At 67.4% G+C, this 22802-nt stretch carries 21 protein-coding genes and 1 tRNA gene; 20 read left to right on the top strand and 2 right to left on the bottom strand.

Annotation, left to right across the window (positions count from 1 at the left end; genetic code table 11):
• The first annotated feature begins 63 nt into the window (after nt 1–63).
• The gene (locus F791_RS0108265) at nt 64–1248 is read left to right on the top strand and encodes an ATP phosphoribosyltransferase regulatory subunit (RefSeq protein WP_018138093.1); all 1185 of its coding nucleotides are present in this window, start codon (nt 64–66) and stop codon (nt 1246–1248) included.
• 4 nt (nt 1249–1252) lie between these two features.
• Complete coding sequence (locus F791_RS0108260) at nt 1253–2548, top strand: adenylosuccinate synthase (protein ID WP_018138094.1); 1296 nt, start codon at nt 1253–1255, stop codon at nt 2546–2548.
• 149 nt (nt 2549–2697) lie between these two features.
• Here F791_RS0108260 and F791_RS0108255 read toward each other — a convergent pair.
• A tRNA-Leu gene (locus tag F791_RS0108255) sits at nt 2698–2784 on the bottom strand.
• A 238-nt stretch (nt 2785–3022) separates the two neighbouring features.
• Here F791_RS0108255 and rnr point away from each other — a divergent pair.
• The 18 genes from rnr to F791_RS0108165 all read left to right on the top strand — a co-directional run bounded on the left by rnr (nt 3023) and on the right by F791_RS0108165 (nt 21107).
• The gene (gene rnr / locus F791_RS0108250; RefSeq protein ID WP_018994771.1) at nt 3023–5503 is read left to right on the top strand and encodes a ribonuclease R; all 2481 of its coding nucleotides are present in this window, start codon (nt 3023–3025) and stop codon (nt 5501–5503) included.
• A gap of 11 nt (nt 5504–5514) precedes the next feature.
• On the top strand, nt 5515–6270 hold the full coding sequence (gene rlmB / locus F791_RS0108245) for a 23S rRNA (guanosine(2251)-2'-O)-methyltransferase RlmB (RefSeq protein WP_018994772.1): 756 nt from the start codon (nt 5515–5517) through the stop codon (nt 6268–6270).
• A 27-nt stretch (nt 6271–6297) separates the two neighbouring features.
• On the top strand, nt 6298–6612 hold the full coding sequence (locus F791_RS0108240; protein ID WP_018994773.1) for a hypothetical protein: 315 nt from the start codon (nt 6298–6300) through the stop codon (nt 6610–6612).
• 64 nt (nt 6613–6676) lie between these two features.
• On the top strand, nt 6677–7303 hold the full coding sequence (locus F791_RS0108235) for a cytochrome c (RefSeq protein WP_026296448.1): 627 nt from the start codon (nt 6677–6679) through the stop codon (nt 7301–7303).
• Complete coding sequence (locus tag F791_RS0108230) at nt 7287–7742, top strand: cytochrome c (RefSeq protein ID WP_018994075.1); 456 nt, start codon at nt 7287–7289, stop codon at nt 7740–7742. Before F791_RS0108235 ends, F791_RS0108230 begins: the two co-directional genes overlap by 17 nt.
• Nucleotides 7743–7908: 166 nt before the next feature.
• Complete coding sequence (rpsF, locus tag F791_RS0108225; RefSeq protein WP_012983301.1) at nt 7909–8313, top strand: 30S ribosomal protein S6; 405 nt, start codon at nt 7909–7911, stop codon at nt 8311–8313.
• A gap of 42 nt (nt 8314–8355) precedes the next feature.
• The gene (gene rpsR / locus F791_RS0108220; protein WP_018138099.1) at nt 8356–8580 is read left to right on the top strand and encodes a 30S ribosomal protein S18; all 225 of its coding nucleotides are present in this window, start codon (nt 8356–8358) and stop codon (nt 8578–8580) included.
• A gap of 31 nt (nt 8581–8611) precedes the next feature.
• The gene (locus F791_RS0108215) at nt 8612–9559 is read left to right on the top strand and encodes a hypothetical protein (protein ID WP_018175450.1); all 948 of its coding nucleotides are present in this window, start codon (nt 8612–8614) and stop codon (nt 9557–9559) included.
• A 68-nt stretch (nt 9560–9627) separates the two neighbouring features.
• Nucleotides 9628–10077 carry a 50S ribosomal protein L9 gene (gene rplI / locus F791_RS0108210; RefSeq protein ID WP_018138101.1) on the top strand — a complete coding sequence of 150 codons (450 nt, stop codon included), beginning with the start codon at nt 9628–9630 and terminating at the stop codon, nt 10075–10077.
• Nucleotides 10078–10165: 88 nt separating this feature from the next.
• A complete protein-coding gene (gene dnaB, locus F791_RS0108205; RefSeq protein ID WP_018138102.1) occupies nt 10166–11524 on the top strand; it encodes a replicative DNA helicase in 1359 nt (452 codons plus the stop codon).
• A gap of 70 nt (nt 11525–11594) precedes the next feature.
• Nucleotides 11595–12704: an alanine racemase gene (alr, locus tag F791_RS0108200; RefSeq protein ID WP_019592445.1), complete on the top strand. Its 1110-nt coding sequence runs from the start codon at nt 11595–11597 to the stop codon at nt 12702–12704.
• A gap of 34 nt (nt 12705–12738) precedes the next feature.
• Entirely contained in the window at nt 12739–13929 is a 1191-nt protein-coding gene (locus F791_RS0108195; RefSeq protein WP_026333013.1) for an O-succinylhomoserine sulfhydrylase, read from the top strand.
• 27 nt (nt 13930–13956) lie between these two features.
• Nucleotides 13957–15429 carry a cardiolipin synthase gene (cls, locus tag F791_RS0108190; RefSeq protein WP_019592443.1) on the top strand — a complete coding sequence of 491 codons (1473 nt, stop codon included), beginning with the start codon at nt 13957–13959 and terminating at the stop codon, nt 15427–15429.
• Between the two features lie 96 nt (nt 15430–15525).
• Nucleotides 15526–15894: a hypothetical protein gene (locus F791_RS13820; RefSeq protein ID WP_081601197.1), complete on the top strand. Its 369-nt coding sequence runs from the start codon at nt 15526–15528 to the stop codon at nt 15892–15894.
• Nucleotides 15895–16002: 108 nt separating this feature from the next.
• Nucleotides 16003–16134, top strand: a complete 132-nt coding sequence (locus tag F791_RS13865) for a hypothetical protein (RefSeq protein ID WP_018138107.1) — start codon at nt 16003–16005, stop codon at nt 16132–16134.
• Between the two features lie 11 nt (nt 16135–16145).
• Complete coding sequence (locus F791_RS0108175) at nt 16146–18656, top strand: heavy metal translocating P-type ATPase (protein WP_019592442.1); 2511 nt, start codon at nt 16146–16148, stop codon at nt 18654–18656.
• Nucleotides 18656–20242, top strand: coding sequence for a multicopper oxidase family protein (locus F791_RS0108170; RefSeq protein WP_019592441.1), 1587 nt, complete (start codon nt 18656–18658; stop codon nt 20240–20242). The genes F791_RS0108175 and F791_RS0108170 overlap by 1 nt, the downstream gene beginning before the upstream one ends.
• 28 nt (nt 20243–20270) lie before the next feature.
• Nucleotides 20271–21107 (top strand): ferritin-like domain-containing protein, encoded by an 837-nt coding sequence (locus tag F791_RS0108165; protein ID WP_019592440.1) that lies wholly within the window; start codon nt 20271–20273, stop codon nt 21105–21107.
• Between the two features lie 932 nt (nt 21108–22039).
• On the opposite strand, the gene F791_RS0108160 is transcribed toward F791_RS0108165, so the two are convergent.
• Nucleotides 22040–22795: a UDP-2,3-diacylglucosamine diphosphatase gene (locus F791_RS0108160; protein ID WP_019592439.1), complete on the bottom strand. Its 756-nt coding sequence runs from the start codon at nt 22793–22795 to the stop codon at nt 22040–22042.
• Nucleotides 22796–22802: the final 7 nt, after the last annotated feature.

Genomic DNA, 22802 nt, shown 5'->3' with positions numbered 1-22802 from the left:
AAGCGCCTTGAGTGCGAGCGTGGACATTGATCAGTGTTTCCCTAGGACAAGGGCAGGGACGAGATGACCGAGATCAACCGCTGGCTACTGCCGGATGGCCTCGACGAGGCGCTGCCGGACGCCGCGCGGCGCCTGGAAGGACTGCGCCGTCGGGTGCTGGACCAGTTTGATACCTGGGGCTATGACCTGGTAATGCCGCCGCTGGCGGAATACCTGGAGTCCTTGCTGGTGGGCGCGGGCCATGCGCTGGATTTGCAGACCTTCAAGCTGACCGACCAGATGAACGGTCGGCTGATGGGGGTGCGCGCGGACCTGACCCCACAGGTGGCACGCATCGACGCCCATCGCCTGAAGGTCGAAGGCCCCAACCGCCTCTGTTATGTCGGCAGTACGCTGCGTACGCGTGCGGACGAGTGGTCCGGATCGCGCAGTCCCCTGCAGGCCGGGGCCGAGTTGTTCGGCCATGATGGTCTGGATTCCGACCTTGAGATCATCCGCCTGATGCTCGCCACACTGGAGGTTTGCGGGGTCTATCAGCCCAGCATGGATCTGGGTCATGTCGGTATCTATCGCGCGCTGGCGCGCGAGGCCGGTCTGGACAACGCGCGCGAAGAGGCCTTCTTCGACCAGTTGCAGCGCAAAAGCGTCCCCGAGATCGAGGGGACCCTCGAGGCGTGGGAGACGGAAGGCATGGATGCGGCTGTCTGCCGGCGGTTGCGCGCTCTGGTGGATCTCAATGGTGACGCCGGTGTCATTGCCGCGGCGCGTGAGGCCCTGGCCGGTGCGCCGGCCGAGGTCGAGGCGGCCCTGGATCACCTGCAGGCGGTGGCGGAACGTCTGGAGGCGACACAGCCGAACGTGGACCTCCACGTTGATCTCGGCGAGTTACGCGGCTATGCCTATCACACGGGCCTGGTGTTCGCGGTGTTCGTGCCAGGCTCCGGGCAGGCAATTGCACGCGGCGGGCGCTACAACGATATTGGTCGCGTCTTTGGCCGGGCGCGCGCCGCGACCGGCTTCAGTACCGATCTGCGCGAGTTGCTGCGCCGTGCCGAGGTGGCGCCGCCGGTGCCGCGTCGTACGGTGCGCGCGCCGGCCTCGGGTGACGTGGCCATGGAGGCCGCAATCGCCGACCTGCGTGCGCGCGGTAATCGCGTGGTGCGCGATCTGGAAGGGCAAACCAATGAACCCCCCGCCGATGCGCGCCTGGAGCTGCGCGACGGGGCCTGGACGGTAGTGGAGTACTGAGCCGATGGGACGTTTCGTAGTCGTACTGGGCAGTCAGTGGGGTGACGAGGGCAAGGGCAAGATCGTCGACCGCCTGACCGAGGACGCAGCCGCTGTTGTCCGTTTTCAGGGTGGGCACAATGCCGGGCATACCCTGGTGATTGATGGCGAGAAGACCGTGCTGCACCTGATCCCGTCGGGGATCCTGCGCGAAGGCGTGGAATGCATGATCGGCAACGGGGTGGTGCTTTCGCCCGAGGCGCTGATTACCGAGATGGAAGAGCTCGAGGCCAAGGGCGTGCCGGTTGCCGACCGCCTGCGGCTGTCGGACGCCTGCCAGTTGATCCTGCCCTATCACGTGGCGCTGGACCATGCGCGCGAGAAGGCGCGCGGCAAGGCTGCGATCGGGACCACCGGGCGCGGGATCGGCCCCGCCTACGAGGACAAGGTCGCGCGTCGTGGCCTGCGCCTGGACGACCTGTTCCACCGCGAGCGTCTGGCCGCCAAGCTGGGCGAGGTGATGGACTACCACAACTTCGCATTGAAGCATTATTTCAAGGCCCCCACGATCGACCAGCAGGAGGTGCTGGAACAGTGCCTGGCGCACGCCGAGCGCCTGCAGCCGATGGTCGCGGATGTCGCCGGGCGACTGCACGAGTTGCGGGCCCAGGGCCGGGACGTGATGTTCGAGGGGGCACAGGGCACCCTGCTGGACATCGACCACGGGACCTACCCGTTCGTCACCTCGTCCAATACCACCGCCGGGGGCGCCTCGACGGGCTCCGGTGTCGGTCCGCGCGATATCGACTACGTGCTGGGGATCACCAAGGCCTACACCACCCGTGTCGGGGCCGGCCCGTTTCCGACCGAGCTGTTCGATAACATGGGCGAGCACCTGGCCACCCGCGGCAACGAATTCGGTTCCACCACTGGGCGCGCACGGCGCTGTGGCTGGTTCGATGCGGTCGCGCTCAAGCGCGCGGTCGCGATTAACAGCATCAGCGGCCTGTGCATGACCAAGCTGGATGTGCTGGACGGGCTGGAGAGCGTGCAGATCTGTGTCGGCTATGACTGTGGCGGCAAACGCCACGAGGTACCGCCGTCCGGAGCCGAGGCCTATGCGGCCTGCAAGCCGATCTACGAGGAGATGCCGGGGTGGCAGGAATCCACCGTGGGGATTCGCGAATACGAAAAGCTGCCGGCCGCGGCGCGAGCCTATCTGGAGCGCCTGTCCGAGGTGGTGGGTGTCCCGATCGACATGATCTCCACCGGGCCGGATCGCGACGAGACGCTTGTGCTGCGCGACCCGTTCGATTGCTGATCCAGGCGCGTTTGGGATATCGCTTGGACGTGCGGTGCGGGCCAGGCCCGTGCCGTACGCGCGGACAGACATAGTTCCACCGCTACACGGAGATCCGTGCGGAGAACGGGGCGGGTATTTTCGTCTCGGGGGATCGGGAAGCAGAGAAATGGTGCCGAGGAGAGGACTTGAACCTCCACGAGCTTTCGCTCACTAGCACCTGAAGCTAGCGCGTCTACCAATTCCGCCACCTCGGCACGAGGTCGGATCGCCGGTTCGAGACCGGGTCCTGCGCTTCAGGAGCGCGCAATATAGTGCGCGGCCAAAAGCCTGTCAACGCCCGCAAGAATGTCCTGTGCCATGGGCGCGGACGTGAGGCTGGGTTCGCGCGTCCCTCGGCGCTTCCGGCAGCAAATCTTTACTTGCCGCATAATAGGGCGCTTGCGTTGCCAGCCTTCCGCTGGCGGCCACCGAATCATCCAACGAGTTGTTTGAATGCCAAGAAAAAGAAGCAAGGCGCCGGCCGATCCCAATTTCGAGCGCGAGGCGCAGAAGTACGACAATCCCATCCCCAGCCGCGAGTTCATCCTCGGGCTCCTGCAGGAAGCCGACAACCCCCTGTCCTACGACGAGATCGCCGAGCGGCTGGAGATCGTCGACGACGACCGTCTCGAGGCCCTGCGCCGTCGCCTGAAGGCGATGGAGCGCGACGGGCAGGCCCTTTGCAACCGGCGCGGCGCCTATCTCCCGGTCAACCAGGAAGACCTGATTCGCGGTCGCGTGATCGGCCACCCGGACGGCTTCGGTTTTCTGGTGCCGGATGAACAGGACGACGATCTGTTTCTCTCGCCGCGCCAGATGCGCGGTGTGTTCCATGGTGACCGCGTGCTGGCGCGGGTCATGGGCGTGGATCGTCGCGGTCGCCGCGAGGGCGGCATCGTCGAGGTCCTCGAACACAACACGACCCAGGTGGTCGGGCGCCTGCGCATCGAGGACGGGGTGGGCATCCTGACCCCGGACAACAAGCGCATCACGCACGACATCCTGGTGCCGCCCGATGGTCTGGGCGAGGCCGAAGACGACCAGATCGTGGTCGTGCGTATCCGCGAGTCCGCGTCGCGCACGGCACGCCTGCGCGGGGACGTCATCGAGGTGCTGGGCGAACACATGGCGCCCGGCATGGAGATCGATATCGCGATCCGTGCGCACAGTCTGCCGCACGAGTGGCCAGAGGAGGTCGCTGCCGCAGCCGATGAGCTGGGGGCCGAGGTCAACGAGAAGGCCAAGAAGGGCCGCCTGGACCTGCGCGAGCAGCCATTTGTGACTATCGATGGCGACGACGCGCGGGACTTTGATGACGCGCTGTACTGCGAGCGCGACGGCAAGGGCTGGCGCCTGTGGGTGGCCATCGCGGACGTGTCGCACTACGTCGAGCGGGATGCGGCGCTGGACCGCGAGGCACGTACGCGCGGGACCTCGGTGTATTTCCCGAACAACGTGATCCCGATGCTGCCGGAGGTCCTGTCCAACGGGCTCTGCTCGCTGAACCCGAAGGTCGATCGCTTGAGCATGGTCTGCGAGATGGAGATCGGTGCTCGCGGTGCCCTGAAGAACTATCGCTTCCACGAGGGGCTGATCCGCTCGCATGCGCGCCTGATCTACGAGGACGTCGCCGCGATGCTCGATGGCGACGAGCAGCTGCGCGAGCAGAATGGGCATGTGATGCCCCACCTGGAGGTCCTGCACGAGGTCTTCAAGGCGCTGCACGCCGCGCGCAACCGCCGCGGGGCGATCGACTTCGATACCACCGAGACCAAGATCCTGTTCGGCGAGGATCGCAAGATCGAGCAGATCGTGCCGACCGAGCGCAACGACGCGCATCGCATGGTCGAGGAATGCATGATCATGGCCAACGTGGCGGCCGCGCGCTTTCTCAAGAAGCACAAGGTGCCGGCGCTCTACCGTATCCATGACCAGCCGCCGACGGACAAGGTCGACGACCTGCGTGACTTCCTCAATGGGGTGGGTCTGGCGCTCGGCGGGGGCAGCGAGCCGAGCCCCCGCGACTACACCGAGGTCCTGAAGGCGGCGAAGAAGCGTCCCGACCAGCAGCTGATCCAGACCGTGCTGCTGCGCTCGCTGAGCCAGGCGGTGTACGCGCCCGAACTGGACGGCCACTTCGGGCTGGCGCTGGATGACTACGCCCACTTCACCTCGCCGATCCGGCGCTACCCGGATCTGCTGGTGCATCGCGGGATTCGCCATGTGCTGCGCAAGGGCAGCAACAAGGCCTTCCCGTATTCGCACAACGACATGGAATCGCTCGGCGAGCACTGCTCCATGGCTGAACGCCGTGCGGATGATGCCACGCGCGACGCGGTCGCCTGGCTCAAGGCCGAATACATGCAGGACAAGGTCGGCGACACCTTTGACGGCGTCGTCTCCGGGGTGACCGGGTTCGGTCTGTTCGTCGAGATCAAGGACGTCTACATCGAGGGCCTGGTGCACGTGACCGCCCTCGATAACGACTTCTATCACTTCGAGCCGTCGCGCCACACGTTGACCGGCGAACGCGGCGGTCGCGTATTCCGTATTGGCGATGAGTTGCGCGTGCAGGTCGTGCGCGTCAGCCTGGACGATCGCAAGATCGATCTGGCTCTGGCCGAAGAGTCCAAAGTCGAGGCCGCGCCAAAGAAGAAGGGCGGCCGTGGTCGCAAGCGCAAGGACGCCGAGGCCGTGCAGCCGGCACCGGAGGCCGCGCCCGAGCAGGCCCAGGACGACGGCCCGCCGAAGAAGAAGCGCCGCCGCCGCGGTGGGCGCGGTCGTGGCAAGTCGCCGGAGTCTGTTGCTGAGGCCCCGACCGAGGCCCCGGCTGTCGACACTTCAGAGACGCCGTCGGGTGCCGATGGCGAGCCCGGCGGCAAGTCCGGCCGGCGTCGTCGTGGTCGGCGGCGCCGTTCGTCCAGCGCCTCCTAAGAATCCAGGCGATGGGCAAGGGCGGCAAGGGGCCTCGCGGCGAGTCCTTCGGCGGGATCCATGCGGTCGCCGCCGTGTTGCAGCATGCCCCGGAGCGCGTGCGTCTGCTGCAGCTGGCGAGCGGCACCCTAGAGCCCGCGCTGGCTCATTTGCTGGAGCAGGCCCAGGCGCGCGGGATCTCGATCGAGCGGGCGGGGCGCGACAAGCTCGACCAGCACCATCCCGGCTTCCAGCATCAGGGCGTGATCGTGCATTGCGCCCCGCGCCCGGTAGTGGACGAAAAGACCCTGGTCCGGCGGGTACAGGATGGGCTGGACCTCGTGCTGGTGCTGGACGGGGTCACCGATCCGCACAACCTGGGCGCCTGCCTGCGCACCGCGGACGCGGCCGGCGCCGGTGCCATCGTGACACCCCGACACCACAGCGCGGCGCTCACGCCGGCGGCGATCAAGGTCGCCTCGGGCGCGGCGGAAACCGTGCCGGTGGTCGCGGTCGGCAACCTCGCGCGGACCCTGGCGGCATTGAAGGATGCTGGCATGTGGACCGTGGGTCTGGACGGTGCCGCGCGCGAGGACCTCTATGCGGTGGATCTGCGGCCGCCGACCGCGATCGTGATGGGGGCCGAGGGCGAGGGCATGCGACGCCTGACCCGCGAGGCCTGTGATCATCTCGCGAAAATCCCGATGCGGGGCACGGTGGAGAGCCTGAACGTCTCCGTGGCGACCGGGATCACACTGTTCGAGGTCCGGCGCCAGCGCCAATCCTGACGGCGCCGGCCCTGATACACTCGGTACATGCGCGTGCATCCTCGACCGTTCCTCTGGCTGTTGCTGCTGTTGCCCCTGCTGGTGATGGCGCAAACCGTGCATGCGGCCGACATGGCGACCATGCACATCGAGCCCGTGGAGATGGACGCCGCCATGCACTGCGATGGTGCGCACTGCGATCATCACGCCGAACATGAGTGTTCCAGCCACGGTGGCTGTTGCATGGCCCCGCTGGCGACGGTTGTCTCGCTCACGCCGCAACTGGCCCGGGTACCCGCCGAATCGCTGTTGCGGCCGGCCCGGTCATCCGCCGCACCCCCGAGCCCGCCACCTAGATCCTGATTCCCCTGTCTTGGATGCGGCCTGGCCGTGTCCGTTTTGATGATTGCGACAGCGAGGAATCCAGATGTCTTTTGCAACCGTTTTTCCGGTCAGCACCCTGCTGGCCATGAGCCTGACCCTGGCTGCGCCACTCGCGGCGAGCGAGGCCCACGACCACCATCATGGCGAGCCGACCCACGATCACCATGACCATTCCGGCCAGGGTGACCACCACGGCCATGACCATCACGCGCACGATGACCACATGCACGACCACGACGCGCACGAGCATCGCTGGGAAGCGCCTTCCGACGCAGCCGAGCGGGACAACCCCCACGCGGCGGACGATTCATCCATACGCATGGGGCGGGAGGCCTACAGGGCCCAGTGCCTGGCCTGCCACGGGGAGGCCGGCGCCGGTGACGGCCCGCAGGCGCGTGCGCTGGAGTCGCGTCCAGCCGATCTACGGGAACACGCCGGGGGACACACCGCAGGCGAATACCACTGGGTGATTCGCGAGGGCTCGGGCGAGATGCCCGCCTTTGCCGGTGTGCTGGACGACGACGAGATCTGGCACGTGGTCAATTACATCCGCTACGAGCTGGCCGATGTCGACGACGCCCCCTCGGATGACCACGATGGTCATCACGCGCCTGACGGGCACGACGACCATGATCAGCACAGCGGGGGCCATCATGGGCATGCGCATTAAGTCGGTCGGGGCACCGGTGGTCACGCTGGCCCTTGCCGGTCTGCTGACCGGGTGTGGCGACGAGGCCCCGGAGGCAGCGAAGGAGCGCGCGCCGTATCCGATCCAGGGGCTGGCCAATATCGAGCTGTATGGCGATCCGCAGGTGGGTCGGGAGCGCTTCGCGCAGAGCTGCGCAGAGTGTCATGGTGCCGATGCCCGCGGTACCGAGCAAGGGCCGGCGCTGATCCACCGGATCTACGAGCCGTCGCATCATGCCGATATCACCTTCTTTATCGCGGTCGAGCGCGGGGTGGTCGCGCATCACTGGGAATACGGCGACATGCCGCCGGTTCCCGGGCTGGATCATCAGGATGTGGCGGATATCGTCGCCTGGGTGCGGCACGAACAGCGTGACGACGGGATCATCCCGGACGACGAGTGGCCGGTGGACGAGGACTGACATCGTCACCCGGCTCGGCGCGACGGCGCTGCCGAGGGCCGTCGGGCTTGTTGCCGGGGCCCAGTTCGTTTAAGGTATCGCGCCTTTCCGTCTGCCGGTTTTCCGGCGGGCGGAATCCTTGCCTCACCGCTGCGTCGGGAGGCTGATACCCGCAAGGAGTCGAACAATGCGTCATTACGAAGTTGTGTTCCTGGTCCACCCGGACCAGAGCGAGCAGGTCCCGGCGATGATCGAGCGCTACAAGGGCCTGGTCGAAGGTCACGAGGGCAAGATCCACCGCCTGGAAGACTGGGGCCGTCGTCAGCTGGCCTACCCGATCCAGAAGCTGGTCAAGGCCCACTACGTGCTGATGAACATCGAGGCCTCGGAAGAGGCGCTGGAAGAACTGGTCAGTGCCTTCCGGTTCAACGATGCCGTGCTGCGCCACCTGGCCATGCGCATGGAAGAGGCCGTCACCGAAACCTCCCCGCTGGCCAAGGGCCAGGAAGAGGAAGGTGCCAAGGGCCGTCGCCGCGAGCGTGACGACGAAGGTGGCCAGGCCGCCTCTGACGACTCGGCCTCCGCCGAGTAAGTCCCGCCCGTCCGTTGACCGAATTTTTGAAGGAGATCTGACATGGCCCGTTTTCCGCGTCGTCGCAAGTACTGCAAGTTCACCGCCGAAGGCATCGAGTACATCGATTACAAGGACCTGAACCTGCTGAAAGGTTTTGTAACCGAGACCGGCAAGATTGTGCCCAGCCGCGTGACCGGCACCAGCGCGAAGTATCAGCGCCAGCTGGCCACGGCCGTGAAGCGCGCGCGCTACCTCGCGCTGCTGCCGTACAGCGACAACCACTGATCCGCGCTCCGGTTCGCCCGGACGCACGGCCATGCGTGTACTGGCCGAATTCGTGATGAAAAGCCGGGGCCGCGCCGTGGGCGCGGTCTCCGGCTTTGGCGTTGCGGGGCTCTTCCTGCCGCCGATCGCGATCGTCAGCAGTGCCCTGATCGCACTGGTCGGCCTGCGTGTCGGTCTGGGGCAGGCCCTGCTCGTCGCCGCGTTGTCGGCGCTGGTGCTCGGAGCTGCGATGTTCGTGCTGATCCCGGAGGCCCCGCCGATGGCGGGTGTGGCCGCGGGGTTTGTGCAATGGGCACCCGTGGTCCTACTGGCCGAGGTCCTGCGCCGTACGGTGTCCTGGCGCATGACGCTGAAGGCCGGCGCGATGGTCGCCGGGCTTGGCGTACTGGCAGTACATGCCCTGGTACCGGATCTGCAGACGGCCTGGTCCGAGGCGGGCATGGCCCTGCTGGGACCGCTGGTCGAGGGTACGGATACCGGGGCGCAGGAGCTGGAGGCCGCGCTGCGCCGTGCGGCGCCCTACCTGACGGGGCTTTTTGCCGGGATCGTGCTGCTGAGTCTGACGCTGAGTCTGCTGATCGGCCGCTATTGGCAGGCGCTTCTGTATAACCCGGGGGCGTTTGGCGAGGAGTTCCGCGCGCTGCAGTTCGGTCGCGCCATGAGCGGCGTGACCGTCGCGCTGGGGCTGGTCGGGCATCTCGGCCCGGTGCCGCTGGCCACCGAGCTGGCGTTCATCCTTGGGGTGCTGTTCTTCCTCCAGGGCATTGCACTGGTGCATGCACTGACGCATCACCAGGGCATGAGCAGCTTCTGGCTGGTGGGCATGTACGTGCTGATGGCGCTGGCCCTGCCGCAGATGTTCCTGCTGCTGGCGACGATCGGGGTGATCGATGCCTGGGCGGACATCCGCTCGCGTCTTGGCGCGCTGGGCGGGCGAAAGGGTCCGGGTGACGGACCGGACGGTGACAACAATTCGTGAGACCGGTCGGCGACCGGTGTAGAATGCCTCGTTTTTGGGGCTGACCCAACGTTACAGGAATACCGAAGATGGAAGTCATTCTGCTGGAAAAGATCGATAACCTGGGTGGTCTGGGTGACCGCGTGACCGTGCGCTCCGGCTTCGCCCGCAACTACCTGCTGCCGCAGGGCAAGGCCAAGTTCGCCACCGCGGAGAACATCGCCGAGTTCGAGGCCCGCCGTGCCGAGCTGGAAAAGGCCGCCGCCGAAGCGCTGGCCGCCGCCGAGGCGCGCAAGGCACAGCTGGAAGGCACCGTGCTGGAAATCACCGCCAAGTCCGGTGGCGAAGGCAAGCTGTTCGGCTCCATCGGGCCCGCCGATATCGCCGATGCGCTGACTGCCAAGGGCACCGAGGTGGAGAAGAAGGAAGTGCGCATGCCGGAAGGACCGCTGCGTACTACGGGTGAGTTCGAGGTCGGACTGCATCTGCATACGGACGTGGATGTCGACATTCACGTCGTGGTCATCGGCGAGGAGTGATCCTCCGCATGTCGGGAGAGTGGCCGCAGGTCGCTGACGCCCGGCAGGCTGGCCGGTTCACACGGTGCCCTCGGGCATGAACCGGCCAATGACGCCGAATCCGCGCATCCCCCCGCACTCCGAGGAGGCCGAGCAGTCGGTCCTCGGGGGGCTGATGCTGGATAACGCCGCCTGGGATCGGGTGGCGGACCGCATTACCGATGAAGACTTCTATCGCCACGACCACCGCCTGATCTTCCGGGCGGTGGCCGCGCTGGCCGAACGCAACGCCCCGTTCGACATGGTGACCGTGTCGGAGCAGCTCGAGCGCAGCTCCGAGCTGGAAGACGCGGGCGGCATGGCCTATCTGGGCCGTCTGGCGGCCGAAACCCCCAGTGCCGCGAACATCGTGGCCTACGCGGATATCGTTCGCGAGCGGTCCATCCTGCGTTCCCTGATCTCGGTGGGCACCGAGATCGCCGACTCGGCCTTTGTGCCCGAGGGTCGGGAATCCAAGGAGCTGCTGGACCAGGCCGAGCAGAAGGTGTTCCGCATCGCCGAGCAGGGTGCGCGCGGAGCCCGGGGTTTCCGCGGCATGAAGCCGCTGCTGACCGCCGCGGTCGAGCAGATCGAGTACCTCTACGAGACGCAGAACCCGATCACCGGCGTGGCGACGGGGTATCAGGACCTGGATGCCCTGACGTCGGGGCTGAACCCCGGCGATCTGGTGATCGTCGCCGGTCGACCCTCGATGGGCAAGACCTCGTTTGCCATGAACATCGCCGAGTATGTGGCGATGAAGAACGCCGAACCGGTGGCGATCTTCTCCATGGAGATGCCCGGCGAGCAGCTGGCGATGCGTCTGTTGTCGTCCATGGGCCGGATCAACCAGCAGAAGCTGCGCTCCGGGCGCCTGGAGGACGGCGACTGGCCGCGACTGACCAGTGCCGTGCAGATGCTCTCCGAGGCGCCGCTGTTTATCGACGACACCCCGGCGCTGTCACCTACCGAACTGCGCGCCCGTACGCGCCGGCTGATGCGCGAGCACAAGGGGCTCAAGCTGATTGTGGTCGACTACCTGCAGCTGATGCAGTCGCCCGGCAGCAGCGAGAATCGCGCGAATGAAATCTCGGACATCTCGCGGTCGCTGAAGGCCCTGGCGAAGGAGCTGAGCGTGCCGATGATCGCGCTGTCACAGCTCAACCGCTCGCTGGAACAGCGCCCGAACAAGCGCCCGGTGATGTCCGACCTGCGCGAGTCCGGGGCCATCGAGCAGGACGCCGACATTATTGCCTTCGTCTACCGCGACGAGGTCTATAACGAGGAGTCCCCGGACAAGGGCACGGCCGAGATCATTATCGCCAAGCAGCGTAATGGCCCCATCGGTACCGTGCGCCTGACCTTCCGCGGGCAGTTCACTCGCTTCGAGAACTACGCCCCCGACGTCTACGGCGGGATGGAGCAGTAGGGGGACACCCAGCCATGTACACACTTGCGTTGGCGCCCAATGCTTCTCGATCCCTGGCCCGAGGCGGCGCGTGAGGCGCGCGGCCAGCATCCAGCTCCACCCCGAGGCCCTGCGGCACAACCTGGCCGTGGCGCGAGGCCTCGCACCCGGTGTCCCCATGTGGTCGGTGATAAAGGCGGAAGGCTACGGCCACGGACTGCTGTGGGCGGCCGAGGCACTCGCCAGCGAAAGCGACGGGCTGGCCGTCTCCCAGGTCGGTGAGGCGCGGGCACTGCGCGATGCCGGCTTCGACGGCGCGTTGCTGGTGCTGCAGGGTCCGCGCGATCCCTCCGAGGTGCATGCCTGCACCGAATTCGATCTGCAGCCCGTGCTGCACGACGCGGCACAACTCGACCATCTCGAGACCGCCCGAGTCACGCTTCCCATCGTCTGGATCAAACTGAATACCGGGATGAACCGGCTGGGTTTCGTGCCGGCGGAGGCGGCCTCGGTCGCCAGGCGACTGCAGGTTACCGGCCACGGGCAGGGCGGGTTGCACTGGATGACCCACATGGCCTGTGCCGACGAGCCGGAGCATCCACAAAATGCCCGCCAGCTGGACCGTTTCGCGACGACGGTGGCGGAATTTTCGGGACGCCGCAGCGTGGCCAATTCGGCGGCCCTGTTTGCCGGCTGGGGTCGGGGCGGGACGTCCGATGCCCCCGGTGAATACTGGGGCCGGCCCGGTATCATGCTCTACGGCGCGCATCCGGCCTCGGTACCCACCGAGCACCTCCCGGAGGCTCCGGACAGCGACCTGCGCCCGGCGATGACCGTGCAGGCCCCGATCATCGCCACCCAGCCGCTCGAATCCGGCAGTACCGTCGGTTATGGGGCGACCTGGGCTGCCGATGTGCCGGGCCGGGCCGGGATCGTCGCGATGGGGTATGCCGACGGATACCCGCGCCATGCCCCGTCGGGCACACCAGTGCTGGTGAAGGGGGCGCTTTGCCCGCTGATCGGGCGCGTGTCCATGGACATGCTGGCGGTGGATCTCTCCGGGGTGCCCGATGCGCAGGTCGGGGACCCGGTGACCCTGTGGGGCGAAGGCCTTCCCGTGGAACGCGTGGCGCGTGCGGCGGGGACGATCAGCTACGAGCTGCTGACGCGTGTGGCCGACCGGCTGCAGCCGGCGCGCTGATACACTGTGGCATTCCGCATTCAAGGATGCCGCGATGACCGACTTCGACCCCGCTGATTACGACCCGCAGACTGTAGCCATCCGGCACGGCTACCGGCGTACGCCCGAGGGCGAGCACTCCGAGGCGATCTTCCCGACCTCCAGCTTCGTGTTCGGTTCGGCCGCGGAGGCCGCCGCGCGCTTCGGCGGGGAGTCGCCCGGCAATATCTACTCGCGCTTCACCAACCCGACCGTGCGTACCTTCCAGGACCGCCTGGCCGCGCTGGAGGGGGGCGAGGCCTGTGTGGCCACCGCCTCCGGTATGTCCGCGATCCTGGCGACCATGATGGGCCTGCTGAAGGCCGGCGATCACGTGGTCTGCTCGCGTTCGGTGTTCGGCACGACCACGGTGCTTTTCAACAACTACCTCGGCCGTTTCGGTGTCGAGGTGACCTACGTCGAGCTGTCGAACCTCGAGGCCTGGGAGGCCGCCACGCAGCCCAATACCCGGCTGTATTTCTGCGAGACGCCGTCCAACCCGCTGGGCGAGGTGGTGGACATTGCCGCGCTGGCGGAGATCGCGCATCGGCACGACGCGCTGCTCGCGGTGGACAACTGCTTCTGCACGCCGATCCTGCAGCGCCCGCTGGATCTGGGCGCCGACATCATCATCCACTCGGCGACCAAGTTCCTCGACGGCCAGGGGCGCTGCCTGGGCGGCGCGGTGGTCGGCGATGCCGAGCGCGTGGGCAAGGACGTCTACGGCTTCCTGCGCACCGCCGGGCCGACCCTGTCGCCGTTCAACGCCTGGGTGTTCCTGAAGGGGCTGGAGACCCTGGCCCTGCGCATGCGCGCCCACAGCGACAACGCCCTGGCCCTGGCGCAGTGGCTGCAAGCCCACCCGAAGATCACCGCCGTGTATTACCCGGGGCTCGAATCCCACCCGCAGCATGCGATCGCCAAGCGCCAGCAAAGCGGCTTCGGCGGCGTGCTGAGCTTCGAGGTCGCCGACGGGCGCGAGGCCGCCTGGTCGGTGATCGACGCAACGAAATTCCTGTCGATCACCGCGAACCTGGGCGATGCCAAGACCACCATCACCCACCCGGCCACCACTACCCACGGTCGTGTGGACCCGGACAAGCGGGAGGCCCAGGGCATTACCGAGGCTCTGGTGCGGGTCGCCGTGGGGCTGGAGGCGGTCGCCGACATCCAGCGCGACCTGGCCCGCGGGCTCGACGCGCTCTGACGCGGCTCCCGGGTCGACCGTACGGATATGTCCAGACCCGAGTCCGGTGATCCCCATCCGAAGCCGCGCCGGCGTCCGCGCTGGCGGATCCTGCTGACCGTTGTCATCGGGTTTCACCTGCTGGGATTCCTGTCGTCGCTGGATGCGCTGATGTCCACGCGGACGCCGCAGGGCGCGGTGGCCTGGATCGTGTCACTGAACACCGTCCCCTATGTGGCCGTGCCGGCCTACTGGGTGTTCGGCGCCAGCGAGTTTCGCGGCTATGTGGTCTCGCGCCGCGACGAGGATTCCAGTCTGGCGCGGGCCCTGCAGCCGAAGACCGAGGAGCTGTGGTCGCACCAGTACATCGCACAAGAGCCGAGCAAGCACCTGGACGGGGTGCAGCAACTCGCCCGCTGGCCGTTTCTGCACGGCAACGAGGTCGAGCTGCTGGTGGATGGCGAGGCGACCTTCGACAGTATCTTCGAGGGGATCGAGCAGGCCGAGCGCTACCTGCTGGTGCAGTTCTATATCGTGCGCGACGACGCGATCGGGCGCGAACTCAAGCGGCGGCTGGTGGAGCGGGCGCAGGACGGGGTCGAGGTCTATTTTCTCTACGACGAGATCGGCAGCTACCGCCTGCCCGGCAGCTATCTGGACACCCTGCGCGAGGCGGGGGTGCATGTGCAGCACTTTCACTCGACCCGCGGGCGCGGCAATCGCTTCCAGCTGAACTTCCGCAATCACCGCAAGATCGTGGTGGCCGATGGCGAACAGGGCTGGGTCGGCGGACTGAACGTGGGGGACGAGTACCTCGGGCGGGACCCGAAGATCGGCCCCTGGCGCGACACCCACCTGCGCATCGAGGGGCCGTCCGCCCTGGCCCTGCAGTCGGTGTTCCTGGAGGACTGGCACTGGGCCACCGAAGAGATCCCGGAGCTGGACTGGCAGCCGGCGACCATGGCGGACGATGGCGTCCCGGTGCTGATCCTGCCCTCAGGACCGGCCGACGAGTTCGAGACCGCCAGCCTGATGATGCAGCAGGCGATCCATTCGGCCGAGCGGCGCATCTGGATCGCCAGCCCGTACTTCGTGCCCGACGAGGGCGTGCAGGGCATGCTCAAGCTGGCGGCACTCAGTGGCGTCGACGTGCGCGTGCTGATCCCCGAGGTCACCGACAACCCGCTGACCACGCATGCGGCCTACGCCTTCCTGGGCCCGCTACTGGATGCCGGCGTGCGCGTCTACCGCTATCAGGAGGGCTTCCTGCACGGCAAGGCCTTCGTGGTGGACGACATGGGTGCGGCGGTGGGGACCGTGAACCTGGACAACCGCTCGTTTCGGCTGAACTTCGAGGTCACCGCGCTGGTGCTGGATCCGGGATTTGCCCGCGAGACGGCGCGCATGTTCGAGGCCGACTTCGCCCGCTCGCGCGAGATGACCCGGCAGGACGTGGACGACCTGCCGCTGTGGCGCCGCGTGGCCGCGCGGGCCGCCTATCTGCTGGCGCCTGTGCTGTAGCGCTCTGGGCGATGAACGGGCGGCTTGATCTGTGTCACGCCGAACGCCGGACCGGCTGCTAGACTTGCAGGCAGAATACCTTTTCGAGACCAGCCCGTGTCACGAGCCTCGCGCCATCTGCTGAATCTACTGATCGTCGCCGCCCTGTTGCTGGCGCCGATCGCCGGTGCGGGGATGATGCACGGTGGCGCCGCGGGCGGCATGACCGCGGCGGACCACTGCCTGGATCATGGAGCGGGATCACCTGCAGACCCCATGTCATCGGACCTTTCGCCGGACCTTGTGATCCAGGCTGCGCCTTCGGCCTGCGAGATGCCCTGTGCGGTCTGTGGCGCCTGCGGGGTCTCGGGTTTGCCTTCACCCGCCGGCACGCCGGTCACGGCGGCCGCGCCCGTTTTCGCCCCCCTTCCCGTCGCCATGGGCCCCGGTATCCCTGCGGCACCGGATCTTCGCCCACCCCTCTGAGTCCTCCCTGGCCGGGGTTCCGCCCGGCCCCGGGTGATCGTGGATCGCCCACTCGGTGCGCGGTGTCGCGCATTGCGGTTGTCACTAGTTCCCTGGGAGGACTACACCATGATGCATGAACAAGGTTTTGGCTGGATGACGGGCCTCGGCTTCGGCCATGGCTGGATTGGTCTACTGATTCTGGCGCTACTGATCCTCGGGATCGCGGCCCTGATCAAGTATCTGTTCAGTAATCGCTGAGGAGTCGCGCGATGACGACGGAAACGAAGCCAGCGGACGCCCGCGAGGCGGTGGTGATCGTCCCCGGCATGGGGTCGGACCACTGCGCGGGGATTGTCCGCGCGGCGCTGGAGAAGACCCCGGGTGTAGCCTCGGTGGGGACCAATATCGCCCGCCACCGGGTGACCGTGGGATACGACCCCGAGCAGGTGGACCCGCAGGGGTTGCGGGCCGCCGTGGAGGGGGCCGGCTACGACGTTGCCCAGGTCGAGGGCGCGGCGGGCGGTGCCGGTGCGGTGCGCCTGGTGGTGCCCGGCATGGGGTCGGATCACTGCGCGGGGATCGTGCGCGGTGCGATCGAGAAGCTGGACGGCATCCAGGCGGTGCGCACCAACATCGGCGATCACCGTGTGACCGTAGAGCCCGGTCCCGGCGGCCCCGATGCCAAGGCCCTGCGCGCCGCGGTCGAGGGGGCCGGCTATGACGTGGCGGCGGTGGAGACCGAGGAGGCCGGCAGCGAGGCGGACGACGCCGAGATTGACGCCGCCTATCTGAAGCAGGCCTGGCGCCGGCTGTGGATCGCGATGATCCCGACCATCGCGATCATGGTGCTGATGATGCCGCACATGTTCTGGCAGGAGATCCCCGGCTATCTGCTGATCATTGCCGTGTTGGCCTTCCCGGTGGTGTTCATGGCGGGCGGTGCGGCCACCCACCGTTCGTCCTGGCGCGCGCTGAAAAGCGGCAGCCTGAACATGGACGTGCTGATCTCCATGGGCTCGCTGCCACCCTACCTGCTGGGGCTGATCGGCTTCTTCTATCCGATGACCTCGTTCATCGAGATGGCCGCGACCATCATGGCCTTCCACATGCTCGGGCGGTATCTGGAGTACCGCGCCAAGGGCGAGGCCTCCTCCGCGATCCGCAAGCTGCTGGATCTGGGCGCGAAGACCGCCCGGGTCGAACGCGATGGCGAAGAGGTCGAGGTGCCGGTGAAATCGCTGCAGGTGGGCGAGCTGATGATCGTGCGCCCGGGCGAGAAGATCCCCACCGATGGCGAGGTGGTCGCCGGCGAGAGCACGGTGGACGAATCCATCGCCACCGGCGAGTCGGTACCGGTAGACAAGGGCGAGGGCGATAGCGTGCTCGGCGCGACCCTGAACCAGCAGGGGCGGCTGAAGGTGCGCGCGACCCGCGTGGGGGCCGACACCTTCCTGTCGCAGGTGATCCGCCTGGTGAACGAGGCCCAGGGTTCGCGGGTGCCGGTGCAGGAGCTGGCGGACCGCATCACCGCGCGCTTCGTGCCGGCGGTGCTGGTCATTGCGCTGGCCGCGTTTGCGGCCTGGTTGGCGTTCTCCGGGGCGCTGCAGCCGATCCTGATCTGGGGCGAGGGCTTCCTGCCCTGGGTGGACTCGGAACGGCCGCCGATCGTGCTGGCCATCCTCGCGGCCATTGCCGTGCTGGTCATTGCCTGTCCCTGCGCGCTGGGGCTGGCCACACCCACCGCCCTGATGGTGGGCTCCGGTATGGGCGCCGAGCGCGGAGTGCTGATCCGCTCGGGCTCCGCGATCCAGACGCTGAAGGACATCCGCGTGATCGTGCTCGACAAGACCGGGACCATCACCCGCGGGCAGCCGGCACTGACCGACGTGATCGCGGCCGAGGGCTTCGATGACGCTCGCGTGCTCGGTGCGGCCGCGGCCGTGGAGGCCGGCTCCGCGCACCCGCTGGCCGAGGCCATCGTGCAGGGTGCGCGCGACCAGGAACTGGCGATCGCCGAGGTCGAACAGTTCCAGTCGCACACCGCGCGCGGGGTGGAGGCCCGCCTCGACGGGGAACGCGTCCTGGTCGGTAGCCAGCGGCTGCTGGAGGAGCAGGGCCTGGATCCGTCCGGCCTGCTGGAATCGCTGCGGCGGCTCGAGGATGCCGGCAAGACCGCGATGCTGGTGGCCATTGGAGATCGACCGGCCGGCATTGTCGCGGTCGCCGACACGCTCAAGGAAGAGTCGCAGAGCGCCATCGAACAGCTGCATGCCCTCGGCATCCGCTGCGTGATGGTCACCGGCGACAACGAGCGCACCGCCAACGCTGTGGCCGCGCAGGTCGGGATCGACGAGGTCCGCGCCGGCGTGCTGCCGGAGGGCAAGGTCGAGGCGATCCGCGAACTGCAGGCGGAGTACGGCGACCACGTGGCGATGGTGGGCGACGGCATCAACGATGCCCCGGCGCTGCAGCAGGCGAACGTGGGCATCGCGATTGGGGCCGGCGCGGACGTCGCCATCGAGGCCGCGGACGTCACCCTGGTGCGCGGCGAGCTGACCAAGGTCGTCGAGGCCGTCCGACTCTCGCGCCTGACCTTCCGCAAGATCGTGCAGAACCTGTTCTGGGCCTGGGGCTACAACTCCGCGGCGATCCCGATCGCCGCGGCCGGCCTGCTGCACCCGATGATCGGCGTGATCGCGATGACCGCCAGCTCGCTCTCGGTCATCGGCAACTCCATCCTGCTGCGCCGCACCATGCCCAAATCACAAGGAGAACTATAATGAAACGACGTCAGTTTCTCGGGCTGGCCGCGGCGCTGCCCGTGGTCACCACGTTTGGCGGCTGGACCCTGTTCAACCATGCGGTCTCCGCCCCGCGTTTCGACAACACGCTGTTCCTGCCCGGGAGTGACGGGCCGTTTGCGGTGCTCGCGCCCGATGCGCCGTTCACTCTGGTGGCCGAACAGGGGTGGTTGCCGGTGCCGGGCCGTAGCGAGACGCCATTCCTGTGGTATCGCACGCAGGTGAACGGGGCCGATTATCAGAATCCGATCCTGCTGCTGCGCACGGGCGACGAACTGGACGTGACCCTGGACAACCAGCTCGACGAGGGCACGATCATCCACTGGCACGGCCTGCATGTGCCGGGACGGGAGGACGGGCACCCGATCCATACGGTCGACCCCGGTGACCAGTACGAATACCGCTTCAAGGTGACCAACCGCGGCGGTACCTACTGGTATCACACCCATGCCCACCACCGGACTGCGCGTCAGGCCCACCAGGGGCTGGCCAGCTTCCTGCTGGTCGGGGACGACGACAACGATGCCCTGAACGAGGCGCTGGACCTGCAGCTGGGCAGCACCGATCTTCCGCTGGTGCTGCAGGACAAGCGCTTCGACCGGCTCGGGCATCTGGTGTACCAGCCGAATCCGATGCAGGGGATGATGGGCTATCTCGGGGACGAGGTGCTGGTGAACATGACGCCTTCCGCCAGCCACGAGGTCGAGCGTCGCATCCATCGCCTGCGCTTGCTGAACGGATCCACCGCCCGGATCTATCGCCTCGCCCTGCGGTCCGATGGCGACACGGTCCCGTTCCAGGTCATCGGCACGGACGCGGGTCTGCTGGAGTCGCCCCGGGAGGTGAACGAGGCCTTCCTGTCACCGGGCGAGCGTCTGGAGGTGCTGGTCGACTTCGCGGCCTTTGCCGGGGGCGACCGGGTGGAACTGCACAGCCTCGAATTCGACCCGATGGCCGGCGGCGGCATGATGGGCCGCGGTAGTATGGGACGAGGCATGGGTGGCGGTGGCATGGGCCGGATGATGGGCGGCGCGATGCACGACGGCGACCCGCTCGCGCTGCTCGAATTCGTGGTCCGCGAGGGCGAGGCCGTGACCGCCCGGGTGCCCGAGCGCCTGTCACGGATCGAACCCATCGACGTCACGGATGCCAGGGAACGGGACATCCGCCTGGACATGGCCCCGATGCAATGGCGCATCAATGGCGAGGTCTATGACCCGGACCGCGTGCCGATCGAGGTGGATGCCAACACGAAGGAGGTGTGGGTCATCCGCAATGCGGACCACAGCATGCCGCATCCGATGCACATCCATGGCTTCTCGTTCCAGGTCCTGTCGCGCTCCGGCGGCCCCGATTTCGTGCGCGAACAGGCGGTCAACGACGACGGGCTGACGGTCGCGGATCTCGGCTGGAAGGACACGGTCCTGCTGTGGCCGGGCGAGACCGTGCGCATCGCCATCGACTTTACACACGACTACGATGGCGACCAGCTCTACGTGTTCCACTGCCACAACCTGGAGCACGAGGACAACGACATGATGGTGAACGTCCGCGTGCGTGCCTGATGGCACGCCTGCACGTACAGGGAGATCCATGAACGCGACACCGCGACCGGAGGCAAACCTCTACCGGGCGGCCGAGGCCGCCCTGCTGGAATCCGATCCGGAGGGCAAGTGCGAGCGCGTGCTGGGGCTGATGGACGCCTGGTGGTCCGGAGCGACGGCGCCAGCCACGGCGCCACCCCCGCGGCGCCTGGAGGTGCCCGGCCGCCCCGAGCGTCCGGTGCTCGTGCATCCGCGCGAGTTGCCGCGGCGCGGGCTGCACAGCACGGCCGGGCGGGTGGCGCTGGTGCACGCGGTCGCGCATATCGAGTTCAACGCGATCAACCTGGCACTGGATGCCGTCTATCGCTTTCGCGACATGCCGGCACCCTTTGTTAGCGACTGGCTGCAGGTGGCGGCCGAGGAGGCACGTCATTTCCGGCTGTTGCGTGCGCGGCTCCACGAGCTGGGGGCGGACTACGGCGACCTGCCGGCCCACAACGGGCTGTGGGAGGCGGCACTCGCGACCGACCAGGATGTGATGATCCGCATGGCCCTGGTGCCGCGCGTGCTGGAGGCGCGCGGGCTGGACGTCACCCCCGGCATGATCGAGCGCCTGATGGCCGCGGGCGATCACGCAACCGTGGCGCTTCTCGAGATCATCCAGCGCGAGGAGGTCGCCCACGTGGCGATCGGCTCGCGCTGGTTTCGCGAGCTGGCGCACGTACGCGGGCTTGATCCCGAGCCGCTGTTCCTCGAGCTGTTGGCCGAGTACATGCCGGGCCGCGTACGCCCGCCCTTTGCCCACGAGGCCCGCCGCGCCGCCGGCTTCACCGACTCCGAGATGGCGCAACTGGAGGCCCAGGCCACCGCCGAGCCGTCGCCATAGCCCCGACCGCCTGCCTTGATGAGGCTGGTCCTGGTTCGGCATCCGGTGTTTACGGTGGTTTCGGCTCGCATACTGCCATGCGCTGTCTCGCCAGCGCGCCGCGCCCGTTGTTGATCAAAAACGGGCTTCTTTGCTCGTGCAAAGAAGTACCCAAGAAACACGCCCGACTGCCGCGACCCCGGCCCGCTATGCGGGCCGGGGTTTCCCTCGCTCCGAGGGTTTTCGCGGGCGGCGCTGAAACTCGCTGCGCCTCCGGCTTCGCTCAGACAGTCAGCGCCTCTCTTCCCGCGAAAACCCTCTCCACTCGGCGCGACGACAACGGGGGTGAAGGTCAAGACAACGGCTGTCCCAACGATTGTGCTTACGGATGGAGGCTAGGTCTTCGGACATCTTCGGCACGCGCGGCCTTCGGCCATAGCGTGCCGCGCCCGCCAGCGGGCGCCGGGGGGAGTAGGATGCCGATGAGCGCAGCGAATCGCATCAGGGTTGCCCCGACGTCGGAACGGTGCGTTTCGCTGTGCTCAACCGCACCCTACGGCGTTGGAGTTGGCTGCAGGCGCGGGGATAACTTCTGTTTTGACCTTCTCCCCCCGTATGAAGCCCCTTGCTCCAGGGTCCTCGGGACGGAAAAGAGGCGCTGACTGTCTGAGCGAAGCCAAAGGCGCAGCGAGTTTCAGCGCCGCCGGCCCGAGGACCCTGGAGCAAGGTCCCCGGGCGGAATCCGGGTGCCCTTCTTTGGGTACTTTCTTGGGCAAGCAAGAAAGTACCTCGCGGCGCGCTGGCGAAACAGCGCAGGCAGGCGGCCGGCCGAAGGCACGTAAACACCGGATGCCGAACCAGGGCCAGCCACAACAAGGTAGGTGGTCCGACGAACCCACCATAAACACCGACGACGACCAGGCCCAGCCGTACAACGGCGCGAAGCGCGTGGTTCAGGCGTGCAGCAAGTGCGCGGGGTAGGGCGAGCCGTCCAGTTCGCGCAGGACGGGGCCGGTCGCCGCGACCTCCAGGTAGCCCGGGTGCTCGTCCCAGGCCGGGAGCACGCAGCGCTGCCGTGGCTGGCCGTCGACCGTCAGGTCGTGGATCGCGGGCCGGTGGGTATGGCCATGGATCATCAGCGGGACATCGGCGTCGCGGAAGGTATCCGCTACGGCGTCGGCATTCACATCCATGATCGCGTCGGCCTTCATCCGGCTGTTGTCACGACTGGTGGCGCGCATGGACTCCGCCTGCCGGATGCGTTCCTCCAGCGGCTGGGCCAGGAAGGCCCGCTGCCATTCGCCGCCGCGTACCTGCTGGCGAAAGGCCATGTGTTCGGTGTCGTCGGTGCACAGGGAATCGCCATGCAGCAGCACGGCGGGCCCGCAGGGCAGGGCCGCGTGCAGCGGCTCGGGCGCCAGCTGCATCCCGGCGCGGGCGGCATAGTCCGGGCCCACGAGAAAATCCCGGTTGCCATGGATGAAGGCCACCGGGATCTCGAGTGTCTGCAGGGCCTCGGCGAGCTGTTCGGCGGCCGGGAATCCGGCGTCATCGCCGACCCAGTATTCGAACAGGTCGCCGAGGATGTACAGCGCCGAGGCGCTGCGCGCCGGTCCCTTCAGGAAGGCGAGTGTGGCCTCCAGCAGGGGGCCGGGCTCGCGATCCAGGTGCAGGTCGGAAATGACCAGGGCCGGCGCGCTGGAAGCCACGGGGTGG

It is taken from the genome of Thioalkalivibrio sp. ALRh, assembly GCF_000381425.1.
GTDB lineage: Bacteria > Pseudomonadota > Gammaproteobacteria > Ectothiorhodospirales > Ectothiorhodospiraceae > Thioalkalivibrio.
This window is presented reverse-complemented; position numbering and strand designations above follow the sequence as displayed.

What these genes read in the sequence shown, in the direction of transcription:
- F791_RS0108240 (WP_018994773.1), top strand. Translation starts at nt 6,298, where the DNA reads ATGCGCGTGCATCCTCGACCGTTCCTCTGGCTGTTGCTGCTGTTGCCC.
- F791_RS0108165 (WP_019592440.1), top strand. Translation starts at nt 20,271, where the DNA reads ATGAACGCGACACCGCGACCGGAGGCAAACCTCTACCGGGCGGCCGAG.
- dnaB (WP_018138102.1), top strand. Translation starts at nt 10,166, where the DNA reads ATGACGCCGAATCCGCGCATCCCCCCGCACTCCGAGGAGGCCGAGCAG.
- rlmB (WP_018994772.1), top strand. Translation starts at nt 5,515, where the DNA reads ATGGGCAAGGGCGGCAAGGGGCCTCGCGGCGAGTCCTTCGGCGGGATC.
- F791_RS0108230 (WP_018994075.1), top strand. Translation starts at nt 7,287, where the DNA reads ATGGGCATGCGCATTAAGTCGGTCGGGGCACCGGTGGTCACGCTGGCC.
- F791_RS0108195 (WP_026333013.1), top strand. Translation starts at nt 12,739, where the DNA reads ATGACCGACTTCGACCCCGCTGATTACGACCCGCAGACTGTAGCCATC.
- rpsR (WP_018138099.1), top strand. Translation starts at nt 8,356, where the DNA reads ATGGCCCGTTTTCCGCGTCGTCGCAAGTACTGCAAGTTCACCGCCGAA.
- F791_RS0108170 (WP_019592441.1), top strand. Translation starts at nt 18,656, where the DNA reads ATGAAACGACGTCAGTTTCTCGGGCTGGCCGCGGCGCTGCCCGTGGTC.
- F791_RS0108175 (WP_019592442.1), top strand. Translation starts at nt 16,146, where the DNA reads ATGACGACGGAAACGAAGCCAGCGGACGCCCGCGAGGCGGTGGTGATC.
- F791_RS0108215 (WP_018175450.1), top strand. Translation starts at nt 8,612, where the DNA reads ATGCGTGTACTGGCCGAATTCGTGATGAAAAGCCGGGGCCGCGCCGTG.
- F791_RS0108235 (WP_026296448.1), top strand. Translation starts at nt 6,677, where the DNA reads ATGTCTTTTGCAACCGTTTTTCCGGTCAGCACCCTGCTGGCCATGAGC.
- F791_RS13865 (WP_018138107.1), top strand. Translation starts at nt 16,003, where the DNA reads ATGATGCATGAACAAGGTTTTGGCTGGATGACGGGCCTCGGCTTCGGC.
- F791_RS0108265 (WP_018138093.1), top strand. Translation starts at nt 64, where the DNA reads ATGACCGAGATCAACCGCTGGCTACTGCCGGATGGCCTCGACGAGGCG.
- cls (WP_019592443.1), top strand. Translation starts at nt 13,957, where the DNA reads ATGTCCAGACCCGAGTCCGGTGATCCCCATCCGAAGCCGCGCCGGCGT.
- rpsF (WP_012983301.1), top strand. Translation starts at nt 7,909, where the DNA reads ATGCGTCATTACGAAGTTGTGTTCCTGGTCCACCCGGACCAGAGCGAG.
- rnr (WP_018994771.1), top strand. Translation starts at nt 3,023, where the DNA reads ATGCCAAGAAAAAGAAGCAAGGCGCCGGCCGATCCCAATTTCGAGCGC.
- F791_RS0108260 (WP_018138094.1), top strand. Translation starts at nt 1,253, where the DNA reads ATGGGACGTTTCGTAGTCGTACTGGGCAGTCAGTGGGGTGACGAGGGC.
- rplI (WP_018138101.1), top strand. Translation starts at nt 9,628, where the DNA reads ATGGAAGTCATTCTGCTGGAAAAGATCGATAACCTGGGTGGTCTGGGT.